General features: G+C 74.5%; 16 protein-coding genes. 12 read left to right on the top strand and 4 right to left on the bottom strand.

The features are described 5' to 3' along the window. Positions 1-18: 18 nt before the first annotated feature. On the bottom strand, positions 19-807 hold the full coding sequence (locus PVK37_RS12245; protein ID WP_275034005.1) for an aldo/keto reductase: 789 nt from the start codon (positions 805-807) through the stop codon (positions 19-21). A gap of 72 nt (positions 808-879) precedes the next feature. On the opposite strand from PVK37_RS12245, the gene PVK37_RS12240 reads away from it, so the two are divergent. Continuing rightward, complete coding sequence (locus PVK37_RS12240; RefSeq protein WP_275034004.1) at positions 880-1938, top strand: DNA polymerase ligase N-terminal domain-containing protein; 1059 nt, start codon at positions 880-882, stop codon at positions 1936-1938. Positions 1939-1998: 60 nt separating this feature from the next. Here PVK37_RS12240 and PVK37_RS12235 read toward each other — a convergent pair whose 3' ends face one another. After that, positions 1999-3780 (bottom strand): glycoside hydrolase family 15 protein, encoded by a 1782-nt coding sequence (locus PVK37_RS12235; RefSeq protein ID WP_275034003.1) that lies wholly within the window; start codon positions 3778-3780, stop codon positions 1999-2001. 65 nt (positions 3781-3845) lie between these two features. Beyond that, positions 3846-4238, bottom strand: a complete 393-nt coding sequence (locus PVK37_RS12230) for a cupin domain-containing protein (RefSeq protein ID WP_275034002.1) — start codon at positions 4236-4238, stop codon at positions 3846-3848. 384 nt (positions 4239-4622) lie between these two features. Between PVK37_RS12230 and PVK37_RS12225 the strand changes: the two genes are divergently transcribed. From PVK37_RS12225 to PVK37_RS12185, 9 genes are all read left to right on the top strand, one after another. Further along, on the top strand, positions 4623-5750 hold the full coding sequence (locus PVK37_RS12225) for a transporter substrate-binding domain-containing protein (RefSeq protein ID WP_275034000.1): 1128 nt from the start codon (positions 4623-4625) through the stop codon (positions 5748-5750). After that, positions 5714-6715: a hypothetical protein gene (locus PVK37_RS12220; RefSeq protein ID WP_275033998.1), complete on the top strand. Its 1002-nt coding sequence runs from the start codon at positions 5714-5716 to the stop codon at positions 6713-6715. The genes PVK37_RS12225 and PVK37_RS12220 overlap by 37 nt, the downstream gene beginning before the upstream one ends. Before the next feature lie 78 nt (positions 6716-6793). Continuing rightward, positions 6794-8722 (top strand): S1 family peptidase, encoded by a 1929-nt coding sequence (locus tag PVK37_RS12215; RefSeq protein ID WP_275033997.1) that lies wholly within the window; start codon positions 6794-6796, stop codon positions 8720-8722. Next, on the top strand, positions 8722-10962 hold the full coding sequence (locus tag PVK37_RS12210) for a serine/threonine-protein kinase (protein WP_275033996.1): 2241 nt from the start codon (positions 8722-8724) through the stop codon (positions 10960-10962). The genes PVK37_RS12215 and PVK37_RS12210 overlap by 1 nt, the downstream gene beginning before the upstream one ends. Before the next feature lie 3 nt (positions 10963-10965). Next, complete coding sequence (locus PVK37_RS12205; protein WP_275033995.1) at positions 10966-12513, top strand: VWA domain-containing protein; 1548 nt, start codon at positions 10966-10968, stop codon at positions 12511-12513. After that, positions 12510-13643 carry a hypothetical protein gene (locus tag PVK37_RS12200; protein WP_275033994.1) on the top strand — a complete coding sequence of 378 codons (1134 nt, stop codon included), beginning with the start codon at positions 12510-12512 and terminating at the stop codon, positions 13641-13643. The genes PVK37_RS12205 and PVK37_RS12200 overlap by 4 nt, the downstream gene beginning before the upstream one ends. After that, a complete protein-coding gene (locus PVK37_RS12195) occupies positions 13640-14941 on the top strand; it encodes an ABC transporter substrate-binding protein (protein ID WP_275033992.1) in 1302 nt (433 codons plus the stop codon). The genes PVK37_RS12200 and PVK37_RS12195 overlap by 4 nt, the downstream gene beginning before the upstream one ends. Before the next feature lie 21 nt (positions 14942-14962). Then, positions 14963-15292 (top strand): CU044_2847 family protein, encoded by a 330-nt coding sequence (locus PVK37_RS12190; RefSeq protein ID WP_275033990.1) that lies wholly within the window; start codon positions 14963-14965, stop codon positions 15290-15292. A 49-nt stretch (positions 15293-15341) separates the two neighbouring features. After that, positions 15342-16568, top strand: coding sequence for a beta family protein (locus tag PVK37_RS12185; RefSeq protein WP_275033989.1), 1227 nt, complete (start codon positions 15342-15344; stop codon positions 16566-16568). A gap of 75 nt (positions 16569-16643) precedes the next feature. On the opposite strand, the gene PVK37_RS12180 is transcribed toward PVK37_RS12185, so the two are convergent. Next, positions 16644-16931 carry a HesB/IscA family protein gene (locus PVK37_RS12180; RefSeq protein ID WP_275033988.1) on the bottom strand — a complete coding sequence of 96 codons (288 nt, stop codon included), beginning with the start codon at positions 16929-16931 and terminating at the stop codon, positions 16644-16646. Positions 16932-17240: 309 nt separating this feature from the next. On the opposite strand from PVK37_RS12180, the gene PVK37_RS12175 reads away from it, so the two are divergent. Both PVK37_RS12175 and dacB read left to right on the top strand, forming a co-directional pair. Continuing rightward, positions 17241-17987, top strand: coding sequence for an MIP/aquaporin family protein (locus tag PVK37_RS12175; protein WP_275033987.1), 747 nt, complete (start codon positions 17241-17243; stop codon positions 17985-17987). 70 nt (positions 17988-18057) lie between these two features. Beyond that, the gene (gene dacB / locus PVK37_RS12170) at positions 18058-19650 is read left to right on the top strand and encodes a D-alanyl-D-alanine carboxypeptidase/D-alanyl-D-alanine endopeptidase (protein WP_275033986.1); all 1593 of its coding nucleotides are present in this window, start codon (positions 18058-18060) and stop codon (positions 19648-19650) included. Positions 19651-19672: the final 22 nt, after the last annotated feature.

Here is a 19672-nt window from a genome sequence, read left to right as displayed (position 1 = left end):
GGGGCCCTTCCGGCGTACTCAGGAAGGGCCCCCGCCCTGCACGTCCGAGACCTCGTCCGGGGTGAGGGAGAAGGTGAAGATGTCGGCGTTGGCGCGGATCCGGTCGGGGGTCACCGACTTGGGGATCACCGGGATGCCGTGCTCGACGTGCCAGCGGAGCACCACCTGGGCGGGCGTGACGCCGTGCGCGGCGGCGATCCGGGCCAGCACCGGATCACCCAGGTCGGTGGACTTGAACGGGCTGTAGCCCTCCAGCACGATGCCGCGTTCCCGGTGCTCGGCCAGCCGCCCGGCGTCGTACAGTGCCGGCCCCCACCGGATCTGGTTGACCACCGGCGCCTCGGCGGTGGCCTGGATCAACTCGTCGAGCTGCGGCGTCGAGTAGTTGCTCACCCCCACCGCGCGGGCCAGGCCCTCGTCCCGTACCGCCAGCAGTTCCCGCCACATCGCGGTGCTCTCGGCCGGAGAGCGGGGCGGCGAGTGGATCAGCCACAGGTCCACGTGGTCGGTGTCGAGCGCGGCCAGGCTCGCCTCCAGCACCTGCCGTTCCCGGCCCGCCTCACGGGCCGGGATCTTGGTGGTGACGAAGACGTCCTCCCGCCGCAGCCCGCTGTCCCGGACCGCCCGCCCGACCTCCTGCTCGTTGCCGTACATGGTGGCGGTGTCCAGGTGCCGGTAGCCGGCGTCCAGGGCGGCCAGCACGGCGTCGTACCCGGCCCGGCCGGTCGCCTGCCAGGTGCCGAAGCCGAGCAGCGGCATCCGGACCTCCCCGGAGAGCACCACGTCGGGCTGGTCGGTGTCGTCCATGCCCCTGCCGTACCCCCCTCGGGGGCCCTCATGCCCGTGCGGGCGCACCCGGTTCGGGCGGAGAATGTGGGCATGACGGATCGGCTGCGGGAGTACCGGCGCAAGCGGGACGCGGAGCGCACCCCCGAGCCGGTGCCGGAGCGGACGCCCCGACGGCGAAACCGCCCCGACGGGCAGGCCCGTTTCGTCATCCAGCAGCACCACGCCCGTGCGCTGCACTGGGACCTGCGGCTGGAGCGCGACGGGGTGCTGGTCTCCTGGGCGGTGCCGCGCGGGCTGCCCCGCGAGCCGGGGCGCAACCACCTGGCCGTACACACCGAGGACCACCCGATCGAGTACCTGGACTTCTCCGGCGACATCCCGGCCGGCGAGTACGGCGGCGGCCGGATGACCATCCACGACCGGGGCACCTACCGGTGCGAGAAGTGGCGCGACGACGAGGTCATCGTGGTGCTCGACGGAGAACGCACCACCGGCCGGTACGCGCTGTTCGCCACCGGGAAGGGTGACCGGGACTGGATGGTCCGGCGCACCGACCCGGCCCCGCCCGGCTGGACCAGCATGCCGGACACGCTCGACCCGATGCGGCCGACCGCCGCCGCCCGGTTGCCGGCCGACCGGGCCGCCTGGGGATACGAGCTGCGCTGGGACGGGGTCCGCGCGGTGGCGTACGTCTCCGGTGGGCGGCTGCGACTGGTCGCCGCCGACGGGGCGCGGGACGTCACCGGGACGTACCCGTGGCTGCGGGGCATGGCCGAGGCGCTGGCCCCGACCGAGGCGGTGCTGGACGGGGTACTGGTCGACATCGACGCCGCCGGGCGGGTCCGGCCGCCCCGGCCGCGTTCCGGTGGCCGGGCCGACCCGACCGGCCAGTACCTCGTCTTCGACCTGCTCTGGCTGGACGGCGTGGCCAGCCTGAGCGTGCCGTACGCGGGTCGCCGGGAGCTGCTGGACGGGCTGGCCCTGGGCGGCCCGCACTGGCAGACCACGCCCTGGTTCCCGGGCGCGGGCGACGAGACCCTGGCGACCGCCCGCGCCCAGGGCCTGCCCGGCGTGGTGGCGAAGCGGCTGGACGCGGCGTACGAGCCGGGCCGGCGCAGTCCACACTGGCGCAGCGTCGACGCCGGCTGACCGGGGTCGGGCCCCGCGGTCCTGTTGCCGGGCCGTCCGGTGAGCGCGGTCCCGGACCGGTCAGCCGCCGGTCGGGTCGGTCAACCGCCAGGCGGCGTTGATCAGCCCGATGTGGGACAGCGCCTGCGGAAAGTTGCCCAACGGCGCACCGGTGGTCGGATCGACCTGCTCGGCGAGCAGCCCGACATCGTTGGCGTACCCGAGCACCCGCTCGAAGATCGCCTCCGCGCGGGCCGGCTCGCCCGCCATCACCAGGCACTCCACCAGCCAGAACGAGCAGAGCAGGAAGCCACCCGGGTCGGTGGCCCAACGGCGTACCAGGCCGTCCGGGGTGCCGAGTTCCCGTTCCACCGCCGCGATGGTGGCCCGCATCCGGGGGTCGGTGGCCGGCAGGAACCGCACCACCGGCAGGAAGAGCACCGAGGCGTCCAGCTCGTCGGAGCCGAACGCGCCGGTGTACGCGCCGACCCGCTCGTTCCAGCCCCGCTCCAGCACGGTCGCCCGGATCTCGTCCCGGACCGCCGTCCACCTGGGCAGGTCGACCCCACCGCCGAGGCGCGGAGCCAGCTTCACCGCGAGGTCCATGGTCACCCAGCAGAGGGCCTTGGAGGTGAGGTAGTGCCGCTCGTCGTCGCGGGCCTCCCACATGCCCCGGTCGGGCAGCCGCCAGGTCGCGGCCACCTGCTCGGTCAACCCGACCACCATCTCCCGCAGCTCCTCGTCGAGCGGCTCCCCGAGGTAGTCGCGCAGCCGCCAGACCGCCGACACCACCTCGCCGGAGACGTCCAACTGGCGCTGCCGCCAGGCGTCGTTGCCGATCCGCACCGGGCGGCTGCCGGCGTACCCGCGCAACTGGACACAGTCGTGTTCGGCCAGGTCACGCTCGCCCTCCAGGCCGAAGAGGATCGGCACCGGCGCGTCGCCGAGCCGGCCGATCGACCGGGCCGCCCAGGCGAACAGCCGGGACGCCTCGTCCGGGCAGGCCGCCACCCAGAGCGCGTGCAGGGTCATCGCGAAGTCGCGCAGCCAGGAGTAGCGGTAGTCGTAGTTGCGGTCCCCGCCGAGCCGCTCCGGCAGGGAGGTGGTGAGGGCGGCGGCCACCGCACCGCTGCGGGCGTACGTCAGGCCCTGGAGCACGGTGGCGCTGTGCCGGACCTGGCCGGCGTACCGGCCGTGGTAGCGGTGCGTCTCCCGGAACGCCTGCCAGGCCGCCACGGTGTCGGCGAGCGCAGCGACCGGGTCCAACCGGGCCGGCACCCCGCCGTACGCCGGGGCGTACGCCAGGTCGAACCCGAGGCGCTGGCCGGCGGTGACCGCGAACCCGGCGCTGACCCGGTGGCCGTCGGCGCGCAGCGGCACCCCGCCACGCAGCACCAGGGCGACCGGCCCGGCCTCGGCCCGGACCCCGCCGTCGGGCAACTCCCGCAGGTACGGCGTGAGCAGCCCGTACTCGGGGCGGGGGGCGAAGTCGAGGCACATCGGGACCCGTCCGGTCAGCCCCTCGACCACCCGCACCAGCACGGCCGGGGAGTTCAGGCCCAGCTCGTGGGCGCGCGCGCCCGGTTCGGCGGCCAACGCGTCGGTCACCGCGACGCTGCCGGCCGCCGTGTGGTGCACGGTACGCAGCACCAGCGTGTCCGGCAGGTACTCCCGCTCCACCCGCCCCGGTGCCGTCGGGCCGAGTCGCCAGTGCCCGGCACGTGCGTCGAGGAGCCGACCGAGGACGGCCGGCGCGTCGAACCGGTCCGGGCACCACCAGTCGACCGAGCCGTCCCGGCCCACCAGCGCGCCGGAGCGGCAGTCGGAGAGAAAGCCGTAGTCGGAGATCGCCGGCCGGTCCACCTGGCCGGCGTACCCCGATCCCCGGGTTTCAGGCCCGCCGGGGCGCCCCGGCCGCCGGGTGGGGATCAGGACGCGGGAGGCTCGTCCCTGCCGGCCGCCTCCATCGCGTCGGCCTCCTCCTTGGTCCGGTGTACGGCCTGGTCGGCGTGCTCCGGCGGGCCGTAGACGGTGTACAGGACCAGCGGGTTCGGCCCGGTGTTGACGAAGTTGTGCTTGGTGCCGGCCGGTACGACCACCAGGTCGCCCTGGGCGACGGCCTTCTTCTCGCCGGCCACCCGGGCCTCGCCGGTGCCGCTGACGAAGGTCAGGATCTGGTCGATGTCCTCGTGCACCTCCTCGCCGATCTCCCCACCCGCCGGGATGGTCATGATCACGAGCTGGGTCTGCTTGCCGGTCCACAGCACCCGCCGGAAGTCGGGGCTCTGCTCGGCGACGGTGGCGATCGTGTAGTGCTCCATGCCGCGCTCATACCCGGAACCGGCCCGGGTCACGCCGCAACCGGGCCCGGGTGGGCTTTTCCACAGCGGCGAGGTTTGGGTCCGTCGGAAGCGGGCATCATGCATGTCGTACCGGCCGAGCACGACCGGTCGAGCCAGGTCCCCGTTGGCGTACCGCCGCAGGCTGCGACGACGGGAGACGGCCAGAGCGCGGCGACGTGACGACTCCCCGGGGGTCGCGACGGCGCCGCGCGCTCGTGTCCGGGCCGCCCTGTTCCACCTGGACCGTCCGGCGGGTCCCCCTCGACTCCACCTCGACCGTCCGGCGGGCCGGGTACCCGCGTCCGGGCCGCCAACCCCACAATGGAGGGCCGGTCACCGGGTGCGGCAGCGGGGAGGATCAGGGTGAGTCAGGAGAGTGGACCCGGCCGGGCGGATCCGGCCGGCCCGGATCCGACACCGGCGCGTACCCCACGCTCGCGTCAGGTCCGGTTGGTGGCGCTGGCGGTCGTGCTGAGCGTACTGGCGGTGGCCCTGGTGCCGATCGTGCTGGGCCTCGGCCCACCCACCCGGGAGCAGCTACTGGAACGGGCCGGCCTGAAGGGCAAACGTGAGCTGCTCATCGGGGTCAAGGACGACCAGCCCGGCATCGCCCAGTCCCTCCAGGGCGGCGGCTGGCGGGGCTTCGACATCGACGTCGCCTACCTGATCGCCGGCTACCTGGGATTCGCCCGCAGCCAGGTGGTGCTGCTGCCGATCGAGAGCGAGGACCGGGCCCGCCGGCAGGCCTTCCACAACAACCGGTTCGTCGCCGTCGACCTGGTGATCGCCTCCTACAGCATCACCGAGGAACGGGAGAAGGAGGGCGCGATCTTCTCCGCGCCGTACCTGCACACCGAGCAGTCGGTGATCACCCTGGCCACCGAGAACGGCCCGGTGAGCAGCCTGGAAGACCTGCGTGACCAGCGGGTGTGCACGCTGACCACGTCGACCTCGCAGGCCCGGCTGCGGGAGGCCGGCGCGCGGCCGATCGGTCGGAACCGGATCAGCGAGTGCGTCCAGGAGCTGTACGACGGCAAGGTGGACGCGGTCACCACCGACGCGGCGATCCTGGCCGGTTTCGTCACCGGCGGCCGGGGCGACAACCCGTTCCCGGCCACGTTGCGCAACGCCAAGCCGCTGCGGCACTGGGACATCGGCTCCTCCCCACAGGAGAAGTGGGGGGTCAACGCGGCCAACCGGGACCTGCGCGACCTGGTGGACCTGGCGCTGCACGCCTCGGCCACGGACCCCAAGGACCGGAGCTGGGAGACCGCGTACGACGCCAACCTCCGCTGGCAGCAGGAGTACAACCTCCCCCAGCCGGTGGCCGAGGAGCAGCAACCGGAGCCGAGGAAGGTGGAGGTACGGCAGTGGCCGTGGGAGAGGTTCGCGCTACCGCCACCGGGTCACCCCGGATCACCACCGGCCCCGCCACGGGTGTCCGTCCGCGTCGGATGGTGGGGGCGCGCCAGGCGCAACAGTGGCTGCTGACCCTGCTGCCGGCGTTCCCCGTCCTGCTGCTGGTGCTGCGGCTGTGGCAGCTCAGCCGGCAGGACATGTCGACGATGCTGCTGCTGGTGCAGTACGTCAGCCCGCTCGGCCTGCTCAGCGCGCTGCTCATCGCGCTGGTCTGGGCGGCACCGCTGGCCGTGCTGGTGGTCGGGGTGCTCGGCCGGCTGCTGCGGTTGAGCGCGCCGGACCGGTTCGACCCGGAACGGTCCCTGCTGGCCTCCGGTACCGCCCGCACCCCCGGCTGGGTGCTCACCGCGGCGGTGGCGCTGGCCGCGTTGACCTGGCAGCTGCGCTTCCTGCCCACGCTGCTGATGCTCGCCCTCTGGCTGCTCGCGCTGCGGACCCGGTACCTGCGACCGGACCAGCCCACCCGGATCCTGCTGGTCGGGTCGGCGCTGCCGGTGGCGGCGGCCGTGCTGGCGTACGCGGTGCTCGCCCCGGCGATCTGGGCGGCGGTACGGTCCGGCGAGTGGAGCACGGTGGCGCTGCTGGCCGTGCCGCCGGCCGCGGCCACCGTGCTCACCGGGCCGCTGCCCCGGTGGATCGCGCCGGCCCTGACGCACACCCTGGCGTACGCGGTGGCGGCGGTGCTGCCGCTGGTGATGGGGGCGGTGTTCCTGCGGGTGCCGGTGCTGCCCACCACGGCGGTGGAGGTCGCGCCCACCGCCGGCGACCGGACGCCGACCGGGGTGGTGCTCGGACAGTTGATCACCGTGACCGACACCTCGACGATCGTCCTCGATGCCGGTGGGGTGGTCCGGTTCCTGCCCAACGGCCTGGTCCGGACGCAGACGCTCTGCCCGGAGGCCGCGCGGGTGCCGTTCAGCCGGGTGACGGTGCACGGCTGGCCGGTGGAGGAGACCACGCTCGACTGGATGATGCCGCGCCGGCCGGTCACCGCGCCGGACCAGCCCTGCACCGGCCGCCCGGCCACCGGTTCCTGACCCACCGGCAGATCTCCCGTCAGTCACATCCTTTACATTCCCGATCGCCGGTGATTGATGTTCACCTAGTTTCGGAGGGTGAGTGACATCCATGGCCATCAGCCATGGCCGGTCCGCGTACGCCGCGGCGACGGGATGATCCTGGGCAGCGGCACCCTGCTCGGCGACCGGCACGTCCTCACCTGCGCCCACGTCGTCGACCCGGCCGCCGGCCGGGCCGGGGCGGACCCGCCCGTACCGGAGACCAAGGTCATGATCGACCTGGTCCGGCGGCCCGGAACGCCGTCGGTGCCGGCCCAGGTGGCCGTCGACGGTTGGGCGCCGGTCGACGCACACGGCCAGGGCGACGTCGCCCTGCTGGAACTCGCCGGCCCGGTACCGGAGACGACCGGCGCCCGGCTGGTCCGGCTGGGCGACGACTGGCGACGACCGGTCTACGCGTACGGGTTCCCGGCCGGGTTCGTGCACGGGGAGACCGTCCGGGCCGTCCTCGCCGGACAGACCGGACCGGGGTCCGAGCAGATCCAACTGGACCTGGTCGACCCGGGCAACTGGGTGCGTGGCGGGTTCAGCGGCGCGGCCGTGGTCGACGCCGGGACCGGACACGTGGTCGGCATGGTGGTGTCCTACCATTCCGACCCCGCCGCCGGCCGGTCGTACATGGTGCCGGTGCCCACGATCGTGCGGCACGTGCCGGCGGTCGCGGCCTGGGTGGTGGACGAGCCGGTCCGGCGACCGCCCGACCGACTCGACATCGACCGGCTCGACATCGACCGGCTGTTGGCGGACTTCTTCGCCCGCCGCTCCGCGCAGAACGTCCTGGTGATCGTCACCGGCCACGCCGGGTCGACCACCTCGGCGGCGATCCGAAGGGTCATCCGCTCCGCCGACCGGCAACTCGTCGCACCGCCCACCGACCACCCGACCGGCACCGCGGCCGGGTCCGGGGCACCGGACCCGGCAGACCCCACCGGCGCAGCCGGCACCCCCCGCCCAACCGGGCCGCAGGGCACCGCCGACCCGACCGGGCCGGAGCGCACCCCCCGCCCGGCCGGGCCGCAAGGCACCGCCGACCCGGCCGGGCCAGCCGACGCCGCCGACCCGACCGACCCGACTGGCGGTCCCGACCCGACCGGCGGTCCCGGGACGGATCGGGGGTGCGTCGCCGCCGGGGCGGTCGACCTGACGGAGCCGGCCGTACCACCGTTCGGCGTCGACCTGGCGGTGGACGCCGCCGGTCGCAGCGCCCCCGACGTGGCCCGACGCATCCTGGACCTGGCCGGTCCGTCGTCCGGTACGGCCGGGCCGGAACCGCCGGCCGGTCCGGTCGTACCGGACCACGGTGCCCGGCTCGGCGAGGCGTCGCCCCGCTCCCTGCTGATCGACAACATCGACGCGGCCACCGACCCGGCGGCGCTGCTCGACACGGTGGTCGGGCCGATCGTCGACCGGGCGGCCCACCGGGACCTGCGGGTCCTGCTGGGCTTCCGGCAACCGGCGGTGCAGTCCCGGCTGGGGCTGCTGGACCGGCGGATCAGCAGCCTGCGGTCGGCCGAGACCCGGACCCGGCGACGCCACCAGACGGCCGCCGCGCGGGTGGCCGGCGTGCCGGCGGTACCCGCCGAGGCGACCAGCCTGCGGATCGGCTTCACCCGGCTGCGGGCCGCCACCACCGCCGGCGCGGACACCGGCGCGCTGCTGGCCCGGCTCACCGCCTTCGAACGCGCCGCCGACCGGGCGCTGCGACGCGTCGAGCAGGTGAACCGGGAACTGGACCGCGGCCTCGGGGAGCACCGGCGGTTACAGGGGCTGCTGAACGCGTACCAGGCTGCCGCGACGGCCGGTGGGCTGACCGAGGACAGCACCCTGGGCGGGCACTACCGCCGGGCGCACGAACTGCTCTGGGCCGGCCCGTGCGACCTGACCGAGGCGGACCGGGCGGTGCACGGGTACGCCGCCGCGGTCCGGGCCGCCCTCGACGCCCGGGGCGACGGGAGGTCCGGCTGATGCGTTGCACCCGTACCCCGGGCTGTCCGGGCAGCCTGGGCGAGATCGGCTTCTGCGACGTGTGCGGGCTGGCCCCCCGCCGGGCGGAACCGCCACCGGACCGGGCCGGCGGACCGGTGCCGTCGGCCACGGCACCGGCTACCGGCGGCACCTGGGAGGTCGCCGGCCTGGTCCACCTGCCCGTCCTGTTCTTCCCCACCGAGCACCGGCTGCTGGCCGACCCGGAGGTGCCGGAACACCGGCGGATCTGCGACCGGTGCCGGGGCCCGGTCGGTCGGGGTGGGGCCGACCGGCTGGACCACGGCTACTGCAGCCGGTGCCAGACCCCGTTCGCCTTCGTACCGGCCCTCAAGCGCGGTGAGACGGTCGCCGACCAGTACGTGGTGGTCGGCTACCTGGGCCGGGGCGGGCTCGGTCAGGTGTACCTGGCCGAGGACACCCACCTGGACCACAACCGGGTGGCCCTGAAACGGCTGAACAACAAGAACGACCCGCAGGCCCTGGCCGTGGAGGTCTCCGAGCGACGGCACCTGGTCACGCTCGACCATCCCGCCGTCGTCCGGATCTTCAACTTCGTCACCGCGCCGGACCGGCTGTTCGGCGGGCAGACCAGCTACCTGGTGATGGAGTACCTCGACGGGATGTCGCTGGAGGAGCTGCGCCGGGCCGCCGACGACCCGGCCCGGCCCGGCGTCACGCTGCCGGTGGACCACCTGCTCGCGTACGCCCACGAGATCCTCGCCGCGCTGGACTACCTGCACGCCCGGGGCCTGCTCTACACCGACCTGCACCCCGGGAACGTGATCCGCACCGCCGACCGGATCAAGCTGATCGACATGGGCAGTGTCCGGCGGGCCGACGACCGGGCCAGCCCGCTGGTGGGCACCCGGCGGTACCAGGTCGGCGAGCGGGAACTGGCGGAGCACGGCCCGACCGTCCGGTCCGACCTGTTCGCGGTCGGGATGCTGCTGACGGAGCTGAGCGGGATCACCGTACCCGGGCCGGACGAGCCGGTCCCGGACGTCGACGTCGGACAGGAGTCGTTCGTCCGGCTGGTCCGGCGGGCCCGGCACCCCCGGTACGCGCGCCGCTTCGCCTCCGCCCGGGAGATGACCGGGCAGCTCGAGGGGGTGCTCCGGGAGCTGGTACCGGCCCGGTCGGTGCACGACCAGCCGGCACCGTCCACGGTGTTCGCGGCCGGTACCGCGCTGTTCGACGCCGGGCTCGGTGCGGTGCCGCCGTTGACGCACTGGACCGACCCGGTGGGCAGCGCCCTGCCCGGGTACGGCCGCCCCGCCCCGGCGACCGTCGCCCGGGGCCTGCCGGTCCCCCACCCCGACCCCGGTGACCCCGCCGCGGCCTTCCTGACCACCGTGGACGCCACCGACCCGGAGAGCCTGCTGGCCGGTCTGGCCGCCTTCGGGGACCGGTCCGTGGAGATCGAGCTGACGCGTTGCCGGGCCCGGCTGGAGCTGGGCGACCCGGCGGGGGCCCGGGACGCGCTCGACGCCGCCGTCCGGCAGCTCGGTGCGGACGCCCCCGCCGACTGGCGGGTGACCTGGCACGAGGCGCTGTTCGCGCTGCACGGCGACGACGTGCCCCGGGCCGGTGGGCTGTTCGACGCGGCGTACGGGGAACTGCCCGGCGAGGTCGCCCCGAAGCTGGCCCTGGCGTACTGCGCGGAGCACCGGGGCGACACCGTCCGGGCGGCCCGGTTCTACCGGGCGGTGTGGCAGCGGGACCGGTTGGCGGCCAGCGCGGCGTTCGGCCTGGCCCGGCTGCGGCTGGCCGAACGGGACCGGGACGGGGCGGTGGAGGTCCTGGACGCGGTCCCCCATGTCTCCCGGCACCACGACGCCGCCCGGATCGCCGCCGTCCGGGTGCGTACCGCCCGGATCGGCGCCGTACCGCCGGACGCGTCGGCGCTCAACGACGCGGTCCGCCGGCTCGCCGAGGTACGGCTCGACGACGGCAGCCGGCACGGTGAGGCCCGGGACCGGCTGACCACCATCGTGCTCGAGGCGGCGCTGGACCGGGTGCTGGTCAGTGGGGCGGGCGGGTTGGACCCGGGTCCGGTCCTCGGCGAACCGCCCTCGGCGAACGGGCTGCGGCGGCGGCTGGCCCGGTCCTTCCGGGTCCTGGCCCGGCAGCAGGCCCGCACCCCCAACGACCACGACGTACTGGTCGACCAGGCGAACGCGGTACGGCCGCTGACCCTGCTCCGACTGCGTGAGGAGTGACCGGTGGAGACCACGCCCCTCGGCTTCGAGCTGCGTTTCGACCACGACCGTTTCCTGGCCCCCACCGACCGCGAGCTGCACGGGGTGCTCACCGTGGCCGCGCACGCCGTCGAGGTTCCGGCGGCGGGCGGAGCCGCTCGGGCACCGCTGGCCGAGGTCATCGTGATCGACTGTTCGGAGTCGATGACGCATCCCCGTACCAAGATCGCCGCCGCCCGGCGGGCCGCCGCCGCCGCGATCGCCCTGCTGCCCGACGGGGTGCGCTTCGCCCTGGTCGAGGGAACCCGTACCGCCCGGGTGGTCTACCCGGCCGAACCCCGGCTCACCACCGCCACGGACACCACCCGCGCGGAGGCCCGGCGGGCGCTCGCCCGGCTGGTACCCGCCGGTGGTACCGCCATCGGCACCTGGCTGGAGCTGGTCCGGGAGCTGCTCTCGGCGCATCCCGACGCGATCCGGCACGCCCTGCTGCTCACCGACGGCCGTAACCAGCACGAGAGCGGCACCCGGCTGGAGGAGGTCCTCGCCACCTGCGCCGGCGAGTTCGTCTGCGACACCCGGGGCATCGGTGACGGCTGGGAGCCCCGGGAACTGACCCGGATCGCCGAGGTGCTGGGGGGTACGGCCGCCGCCGTCCGCCGCCCCGACGACCTGGCGGCGGACTTCCGCCGGACCATGTGGGCCGCGCTGGCGAAGCAGGTGCCGCAGGCCCGCCTCCGGATCACCACGGTGGCCCCGAGCCGGGTGCTGTTCTGCCGACAGGTCCACCCGACGGTGCTGGAGCTGACCGGCGTGCCGGTCGACCACCGGACGGTGGACCACCCGACCGGGTCCTGGGGCACGGAGCGCCGGGAGTACCACCTCTGCCTGTCGGTGGACGGCACGGACCGGCCCCGGGGCGAGAACCTGCTGGTCGCCCGGATCGACCTGCTGGTGGGCGATGCCCGGCCGGCGCGACCGGTGACCGTCCTGGTGCACTGGACCGACGACCTCACCCTGTCCAGCCAGGTCGACCCCCGGGTCGCGCACTTCACCGGGCAGGAGGAACTGAGCCAGCTCATCGCCGCCGGTTGCGAGCGGTACGACGCCGGTGACCGGTCGGCCGCGGTGGGGCTGCTCGGCCGGGCGGTCCGGTTGGCCGCCGAGACCGGCGACTCCCACCGGCTGGCGGAACTGGCGCAGTTGGTGCAGGTCGTGGACGCCCCGGCGGGGCGGGTGCGCCTCCGCGACGACCTGCACCGGCTCGATCTGATCAACGTGGCGGTCCACTCGTCGTACACCCGGCACGACGACGCGGCCCCGCCGTTGCCGGCCGACGGTCCGTCCCGGATCTGCGGGTGTGGCCGGGAGTCCCCGCCGGGCGCCCGGTTCTGCGAACGCTGCGGCACGGCGTTCGAGGCCGCCGACGGTCCGGGTCCCGACGCCACCGGCGGTCCGGGTCCCGACGCCACCGGCGGTCCGGGTCCCGACACCGCAGGTCGGTCGGAGCACAACTCCGCCGGTCGGTCGGGGTCCGCCGTCGCCGGCGGTCCGGGGGCGGTGCCGACGTGACCGGGACCGCGTTGACCAGCACCACCTGGCGTACGCTGCGCCGGCTGCTGCGGGCCCTGCTGGTCGGGACTGCGGTCACGGTGGCCGGCTGCCTCGCCGTCTTCCTCGGGGTGCACCGGGCCGCCGACGCGGTCGCGACCCAGTCCGTACCGTCGATCCTGGCCGTCCACGACACGCAGGTCGCCCTGCGGGCAGCGCACGGCGCGGCGCTGGACGGGTTCTCCGACGGCACCCGGCTGCTCGGCGGCCCCGGCGAGGAGTACCAGAACCAGATCGCCAGCGCCGGGCAGCATCTGGCCCGGGTGGCCGAGGCCAACGCGGCCGGTGCCGAGGGCAGCCGGGACATCCAGGTGGTCGAGGCGCTGCTGGTCACCTACACCGGCCTGGTCTCCCGGGCCGACGTGGGGCTACGCGACGATCCGGCCAACCCGGTCGGTACCGCCGCCCTCTGGGACGCCGCCAGTCTGCTGACCGAGATCCTGGTCCGGCTGGACCGGCTCCGCGAGGCGCAGGTCGCCGCGTTCGACGAACAGACCAACCGGGTCTGGACCAGGCCGGTCACCGCGCTGGTGTGGCTGTTGCCGGTGCTCGTGCTGGCCGGGCTGCTGGTGGTGGCGCAGACCTACCTGCGTCGCCGGTTCCGGCGTCGGCTGAACGCCCCCCTGCTGCTGGCGACCTTCTTCGTGGTGGTGATGGGCGCCGCCACCGCGTCGAGTCTCTGGTCGGCCGACCGGCTCGCCGACGTCCGGTCCGAGATCGCGACGGTGGAACGGGCCCGCAGCGCGCACCTGACCACCCTCGCCGCGCTGGACGCCGGTCGCCTCGCCGGGCAGCTCACCGCCGCCTGCGAGCCGCTCGGCGGCTGCCGGCACACCGTCGACCGGGTCGCCCCGGACGGCGTCCCGTCCGGACGGGAGTCGGAGCAGGTGACCGACGCACGCCGGGCGACGGCCGCCGAACTGGACCGGACGGCCCGGCTCGGCGGGCAGGACGCCACCGACCGGGCGACCGCGGCGGCCACCAGCTTCGCCGGCGAGTTCCTGATCCCCGTCGCGGCGCTCTGCGTCGCGGTGACCGTGCTGCTCGGCTTCCAGCCGCGCCTGGACGAATACCGGTACCACGAGCGATGAGACGTCAGATCGGACTCCTGCTGGCCCCCGTCCTGCTCGTCACCGGTGGCCTGACGGCCTGCGCGGACTCCCCCGCCGGTCGGGTCACCGTGATCGCCTCCTGGCCCGAGGAACGCCTGCCGGACGGCTCGATGTCCCCGGACACCGAGGCCGCCGCCTTCACCGCGGTGCTGGACGTCTTCGCGGAGGAGACCGGCATCGAGGTGGACTACCAGGGCACCCGTGACGTCAGTCAGGTGCTCCGCTCGGGGGTCGAGCGGGGCAGCCCGCCCGAGGTGGCGGTGCTGCCGCGCCTCAACGACCTCCAGACGTACGTCCGGGGCCGGAAGCTGTACCCGCTGGACGACGTGCTGGACCCGGGTGGGCGGACGGACCTGGCACCGCAACTGGTCACCCTCGGCGGCCGGACGTACGGGCTCTCGGTGAACGTGATCCCGAAGAGCCTCGTCTGGTACGCGCGCGACCGCCAGCCCGCCCTGGCCCGGCGTCCCCCGGCCACCTGGGAGGAGTTGGTCGACGTCAGCGCCGACCTGTCCACGCCGTGGTGTCTGGGCATGGGCGCGCCGCCGCTGTCCGGTTGGCCGGGCACCGACTGGATCGAGGATCTCCTGCTGCACCGCTGGGGGCCGCAGCTCTACCGGGAGTGGACAGCCGGACGGCTGGCCTGGGACTCACCGCAGATGCGGGCGGTCTGGCAGGCGTGGAGCGAGGTGACCCGGGCCGGGCGGAGCACCCCGAACGCGCTGCTGACCACGTTCAACGTGGCCGGCCTCGACATGTTCGCCGACAAGCCGGTGTGCCATCTGGACCACCAGGGCTCCTACATCGTCCGCGACTACCGGCGACGGGCACCCGACCGGTTCGACTTCTTCCCGTTCCCGCCCTTCGCGGACCGGGCCGGCACCGGCCCGACCACCGAGATCGCCGAGGACGTGGTGGGCATGTTCGACGACACCCCGCAGGCCCGCGCGCTGATCCGGTTCCTGTCCGGGGAACGGGCCCGGCGGACCTGGCGGGACGCCAGCGGTGGGATGGCCTTCACCCTCAACGCGGGCACCCGTCCGGCGGACCACCCGGACGGGGTGTCCCGGCGGATCGCCGACACGCTGCGCCGGGGCACCCTCTGTCGGGACGCGTCGGACCTGATGCCGGCGGCGATGACCGCCGCGTTCCACCGGGCCGTGCTGCGCTACCTGGACGAGCCGGAGGCGCTGGGGGCGCTGTTGAGCGAGCTCGATACCGTTCGGGGCCGGATTCCGAACGAGGAATGGTTGGACCTGCCCTGCCTGACCAGGTAGGCGACGACGAGGAAGTGATCGATGACCGACGTGGTGGAGTTCGCGCTCGACGGTGGCGGCACGGTGCTGGTGGCCGTGGACACGCCCCCCGGGATCACCCCGGCGACCAGCGCCGACGGGTTGGTCCGGAAGGTCGGGGTGAGCTTCGACCGGGCCATCGGCCAGGTCCGTGACGCCGCGTCGGCCGCGCTCGGCCAGTTCCGGTCCATGGCGGACCGGCCGGACGAGGTGGAGATCAGCTTCGGTGTCCAGTTGACCGCCGAGGCGGGTGCGGTGATCGCCCGTACCGGGGTGCAGGGGCAGCTCCAGGTGACCGTCCGATGGAACCGGTCCGGGGAGACCACCGCCTGACCCGTCGATCGACACTTTCCCATGCGGCGATTGCTCGATAGCGTGGAGCATGGTGTCCGTCCACAGGGGGCGCGCGGCGGAGCCGGTCTACCGGCCGATCCTCACCGTCGGGCGGGGCGATCTGGCGGCGCTGCGCCACCTGGACGGCGCTGCCGCCGCGCTGATCGTGCCGGTCCTCACCGTCCCCGCCAGCCGGGCCACCGCCTCCACCAGCGCCATCCCGGCCAGCAGCGGCAGCGGCCCCGGTGACCTGTTCCGCGAGCTGCCCGCCGGGCTGGTCCCCGCCGTCGACCTGGCCGCCCTGCCGGACTCCGGGACCACGTTCCGGTGGTGGCATCAGGACGTACCACTGGTGCCGGTGATCGGGCTCGTGGACAGCGACGACCGGCTGGCCGCGCAGGGGGCGGCGGCCCGCGCCCAGCTCGGGTGGGTGCTGGTCCGGTTCCGGCTCCGGTCGGACCGGTGGGGCCCGGACGCGGCCACCGGCGCGGCGGAGCGGATCTGGCGACGGGCCGGGCTGGTACCGGAACAGTGCGACCTGTTGATCGACGTCGGTGACGTCTGCTGCCCGGCCGACGTGCGGGCGACCGAACCCCGGGTCCGCCGGCTCGCCGGCTGGGCGCGCCGGCACGCCTGGCGGTCGGTGACGGTGGCCGCCGGGGCGGTGCCGGCCACGCTGCCCGGCCTGCCCGACGACCGGCCGGTCCCGCTGGTCCGCTGGGACTGGCTGCTCTGGCGGAACCTCGCCGACCTGGGTCTGGGCTACGGCGACTACGGGATCTCGCCGGCCGTCACCGGTCCCGGGGCGGGCGGATCACCCGCCGACCGGTACCCGGCCGACGGGACGATGCGGTACACGGCGGACGGGACCTGGTGGGTGTACCGCTGGTCGCGGCGGGGCGGGCGGGGTGACGACCGGGTCGCCGACCTGTGCCGGGCGGTGGTCTCCGCCCCGTACTGGCCGACCGTCGGGGGCGCCTTCTCCTGGGGGGACCACGAGATCCTGCGCCGGGCCCGGGGCGCGGCCGGGTCCGGTTCGGCCGCCATCTGGGCGGCCTGGGGCACGTCGCACCATCTGGCCCACGTGCTGGCCGAGCTGCGCCGTCCCGGCGGACCACCGCCGCCGCCCGGCCGGCCACCGTCGCCGCCGGTCTGGCCGCCGTCCACCGCTTCGGACCAGCGCGGACGCGCGGACCGGCCCGGCGTACGGCGGAGTCGTCGGACCGGGCCCGGTGGCCGGTCGGCCCGCCCGTTCCGGGACGACGGACCCGACTGAGGCGACCGGGCCGTCCGGCTGGCTGACGGCACGGGGCGGTGCGCCCGGCAGGCCGGCGCGGGGCGTGCCGTCCGGTCAGTGGGCGGGCTTCTCGGTGAAGCCGAACTGGACGACCCCCTCGTCGTCGACCGAGGCGTCGACCGAGGTGTCGGTGAGCAGCTCGGCGGCGTCGGAGTCGAGGAAGATCCGGGCACCGTCGGTGTCCACCACCTGGTCCCCCTGGGCGGGCTGCTCGACCAGCTCGACGGTGAGCGAACCGGCGGCGGTGTCGGCCGCGATGCGCAGCCCGCCGGCGTCGGAGACGTCCTGCTGGGCGGCGAGATCACGGATCACGAGTACGGCGTTGTCGGTCATGGTGAGCACGGCGGAACTCCTCGCTGGATGAGCTGACAGGTCGGTGCCCGCGATGGGCTGGAAGGTCGCGCCCTCGATCGGGCGGAGGCGTGCGGGCACGCCGGGAAGCGGGCGGCCACTTGCCACGAACGGGGCAATTCATCCGGCACCCTCGGCTCCACCGTGCCCGCTGGGGCCGGATCCGTCAAGTTGGGGCCGGTCAGCGGCTGGTGACGGCGGGCGGCCGGCCAGCCGCCGGACCGGGCGGCCAGCGGCGGGTGGAGTGCGGAACTCGCCGGAACGGCCCTCGTATCCCAAATCCCACAATATGCTGATTGCATGGACGACGCCCGTCGTTATCTCGCCGAGTTCCTCGGTACCGCGCTGCTGGTCTTCTTCGGAGTGGGCAGCGCGGTGGCCGCCCGCGTCCAGGGCGGCGTCGTGGTGGTGGCCCTGGCCTTCGGTTTCGTCATGCTGGCGCTGGTCTACACGATCGGCCCGCTCTCCGGCAGTCACGTCAACCCGGCGGTGACGCTCGGCGTCCTCCTCTCCGGCAAGATCTCGGTACGCGGGGCGGCCGGGTACTGGGTCGCCCAGTTCGCCGGGGCCACCCTCGCCAGCTTCCTGCTCTGGGCGTTGACCCGCTGGGGTGACGTGGTCGACCAGACCGGGACACTGGGCAGCAACGGCTACGGCGCGCACATCAACCGGGGCGGCGCGATGCTGCTGGAGACCGTCCTGACGTTCCTGTTCGTCCTGGTGGTGCTGGTGGTGACCAGCCGCGCCGAGCACGCCCTGATGGCCGGGCTGGCGATCGGCCTCGCGCTGGCCACCGCCCACCTCGTCGGCATCACCCTGGACGGCACCTCGGTCAACCCGGCCCGGTCCTTCGGCCCGGCCCTGTTCCAGGGTGGCGCGGCCCTGCGTCAACTGTGGCTGTTCATCGTCTTCCCGCTGCTCGGCGGGGCGTTGGCCGCCCTGGTGGCTCCGTTGGTGCTCAGCCGTTCCCCCCGGCTGCGCGGTGCGCCGGAGAATCCGCAGAGCAGACCGCACGGGCAGCCACCGGACGGGCCACCCGGTCAGTAGCCCCAGCGATCGGCATAAACCTTCGATCACGAGGCTGTTCCGAAAAGAACCTTCATGACAGCATCGACTGATGCAAAGTCGTCGCTATGTTCGGACGCTCGCCGCGGCCGTCCTCGCCACGGCGGTCGTCACCGCCACCACCAGCGGGGCACCGACCGCCACCGCCGAGGCCCCCACCCCCGCCGAAACCCGGCTCAGTGCCACCATCGACGCGATCCTCGCCGACAGCCGGCTCGACGGCGCGCAGACCGGCGTGATGGTCGCCGACGCCAGCACCGGCGAGCCCGTCTACCAGCGCAACAGCGATCGGCGGCTGATCCCGGCGTCCAACACCAAGCTGCTCACCTCGGCCGCCGCCCTGGAACTGCTCGGCCCCGGACACCGGTTCACCACCGACGTCCGCCGGGACGGCAACCAGCGCGCCGGCATCCTCACCGGCGACCTCTACCTGCGCGGCGGCGGGGACCCCACCATGCTCGCCACGGACTACGACGCGCTCGCCGCCCGGGTCGCCGCGACCGGCGTACGGGTGGTCAGCGGCAACCTGGTGGCCGACGACACCCGCTACGACGCCACCCGGCTCGGCCCGGACTGGACCTGGGACGACGAGCCGTACTACTACGCCGCACAGGTCTCCGCGCTCACCGTCGCCCCGGACACCGACTACGACGCCGGAACGGTGATCGTCACCGCGACGCCGGGCGCCAGCGCCGGAGCCCGGCCGGAGATCAGCCTCACCCCGTCGACCGGGTACCTGCGGATCGACAACCGGGCCACCACCGTCGCCACCGGCACCACCGACGTGACCTTCGAACGCGCCCACGGCACCAACACCGTCGTGGTGACCGGACAGATCGCCCTCGACGCCGCCCCGGCCCGCGACTGGGTGACGGTCTGGGAGCCGACCGGGTACGCCGCCGACGTGTTCCGCGCCGCACTGGGCCGGCACGGGGTACGGGTGCTCGGGCGTACCGTGCTGGGCCGGGCCACCCCCGCCGACGCGGTGAACGTCGCGCGCCACGACTCGATGCCGCTGTCCGACCTGATGGTGCCGTTCCTGAAGCTGTCCAACAACGGGCACGCCGAGGTGCTGACCAAGGAGATCGGCCGGGTGCTGTCCGGGTCGGGCACCTGGTCCGCCGGGCTCACCGCCATCAGCGAGTACGTCGCCGACGCCGGCATGGACACCGGCACCCTGCGCCAACGCGACGGGTCGGGGCTGTCCCGGCGCAACCTGATCCCGCCGGCCGAGTTCGTCGACCTGCTGGTCGCCGTCCGCTCCGAGCCCTGGTTCGCCGACTGGTACGCCGCCCTGCCGGTGGCCGGCGAGGCGGACCGGTTCGTCGGCGGCACCCTGCGCAGCCGGATGCGCGGCACCCCGGCGGCGGGCAACGTACGGGCCAAGACCGGCAGCCTGACCGGGGTCTCCGGACTGTCCGGCTACGTCACCGACGCCGACGGACGACTGCTCGTCTTCTCCGTCGTGCTCAACAACTACCTGGCCTCCTCGGTGAAGAACCTGGAGGACCAGATCGCCGTCACGCTCGCCTCGTACACCGGCAAGGACGTGAGCACGGCGCGGCGCACGCCGCCGACGGTCCCCGACACCCCGCGTACCCCCGAGGGCCTGGAGTGCTCCTGGCACAAGCCGATCACCTGCTGAGTGGTGCCGGCCGGCCCCGGTT

This window comes from Micromonospora cathayae, assembly GCF_028993575.1.
Classification (GTDB): Bacteria; Actinomycetota; Actinomycetes; order Mycobacteriales; family Micromonosporaceae; genus Micromonospora; species Micromonospora cathayae.
The sequence above is the reverse complement of the archived record's forward strand: the minus strand, read 5'-3'. Positions and strand labels throughout refer to the sequence as shown.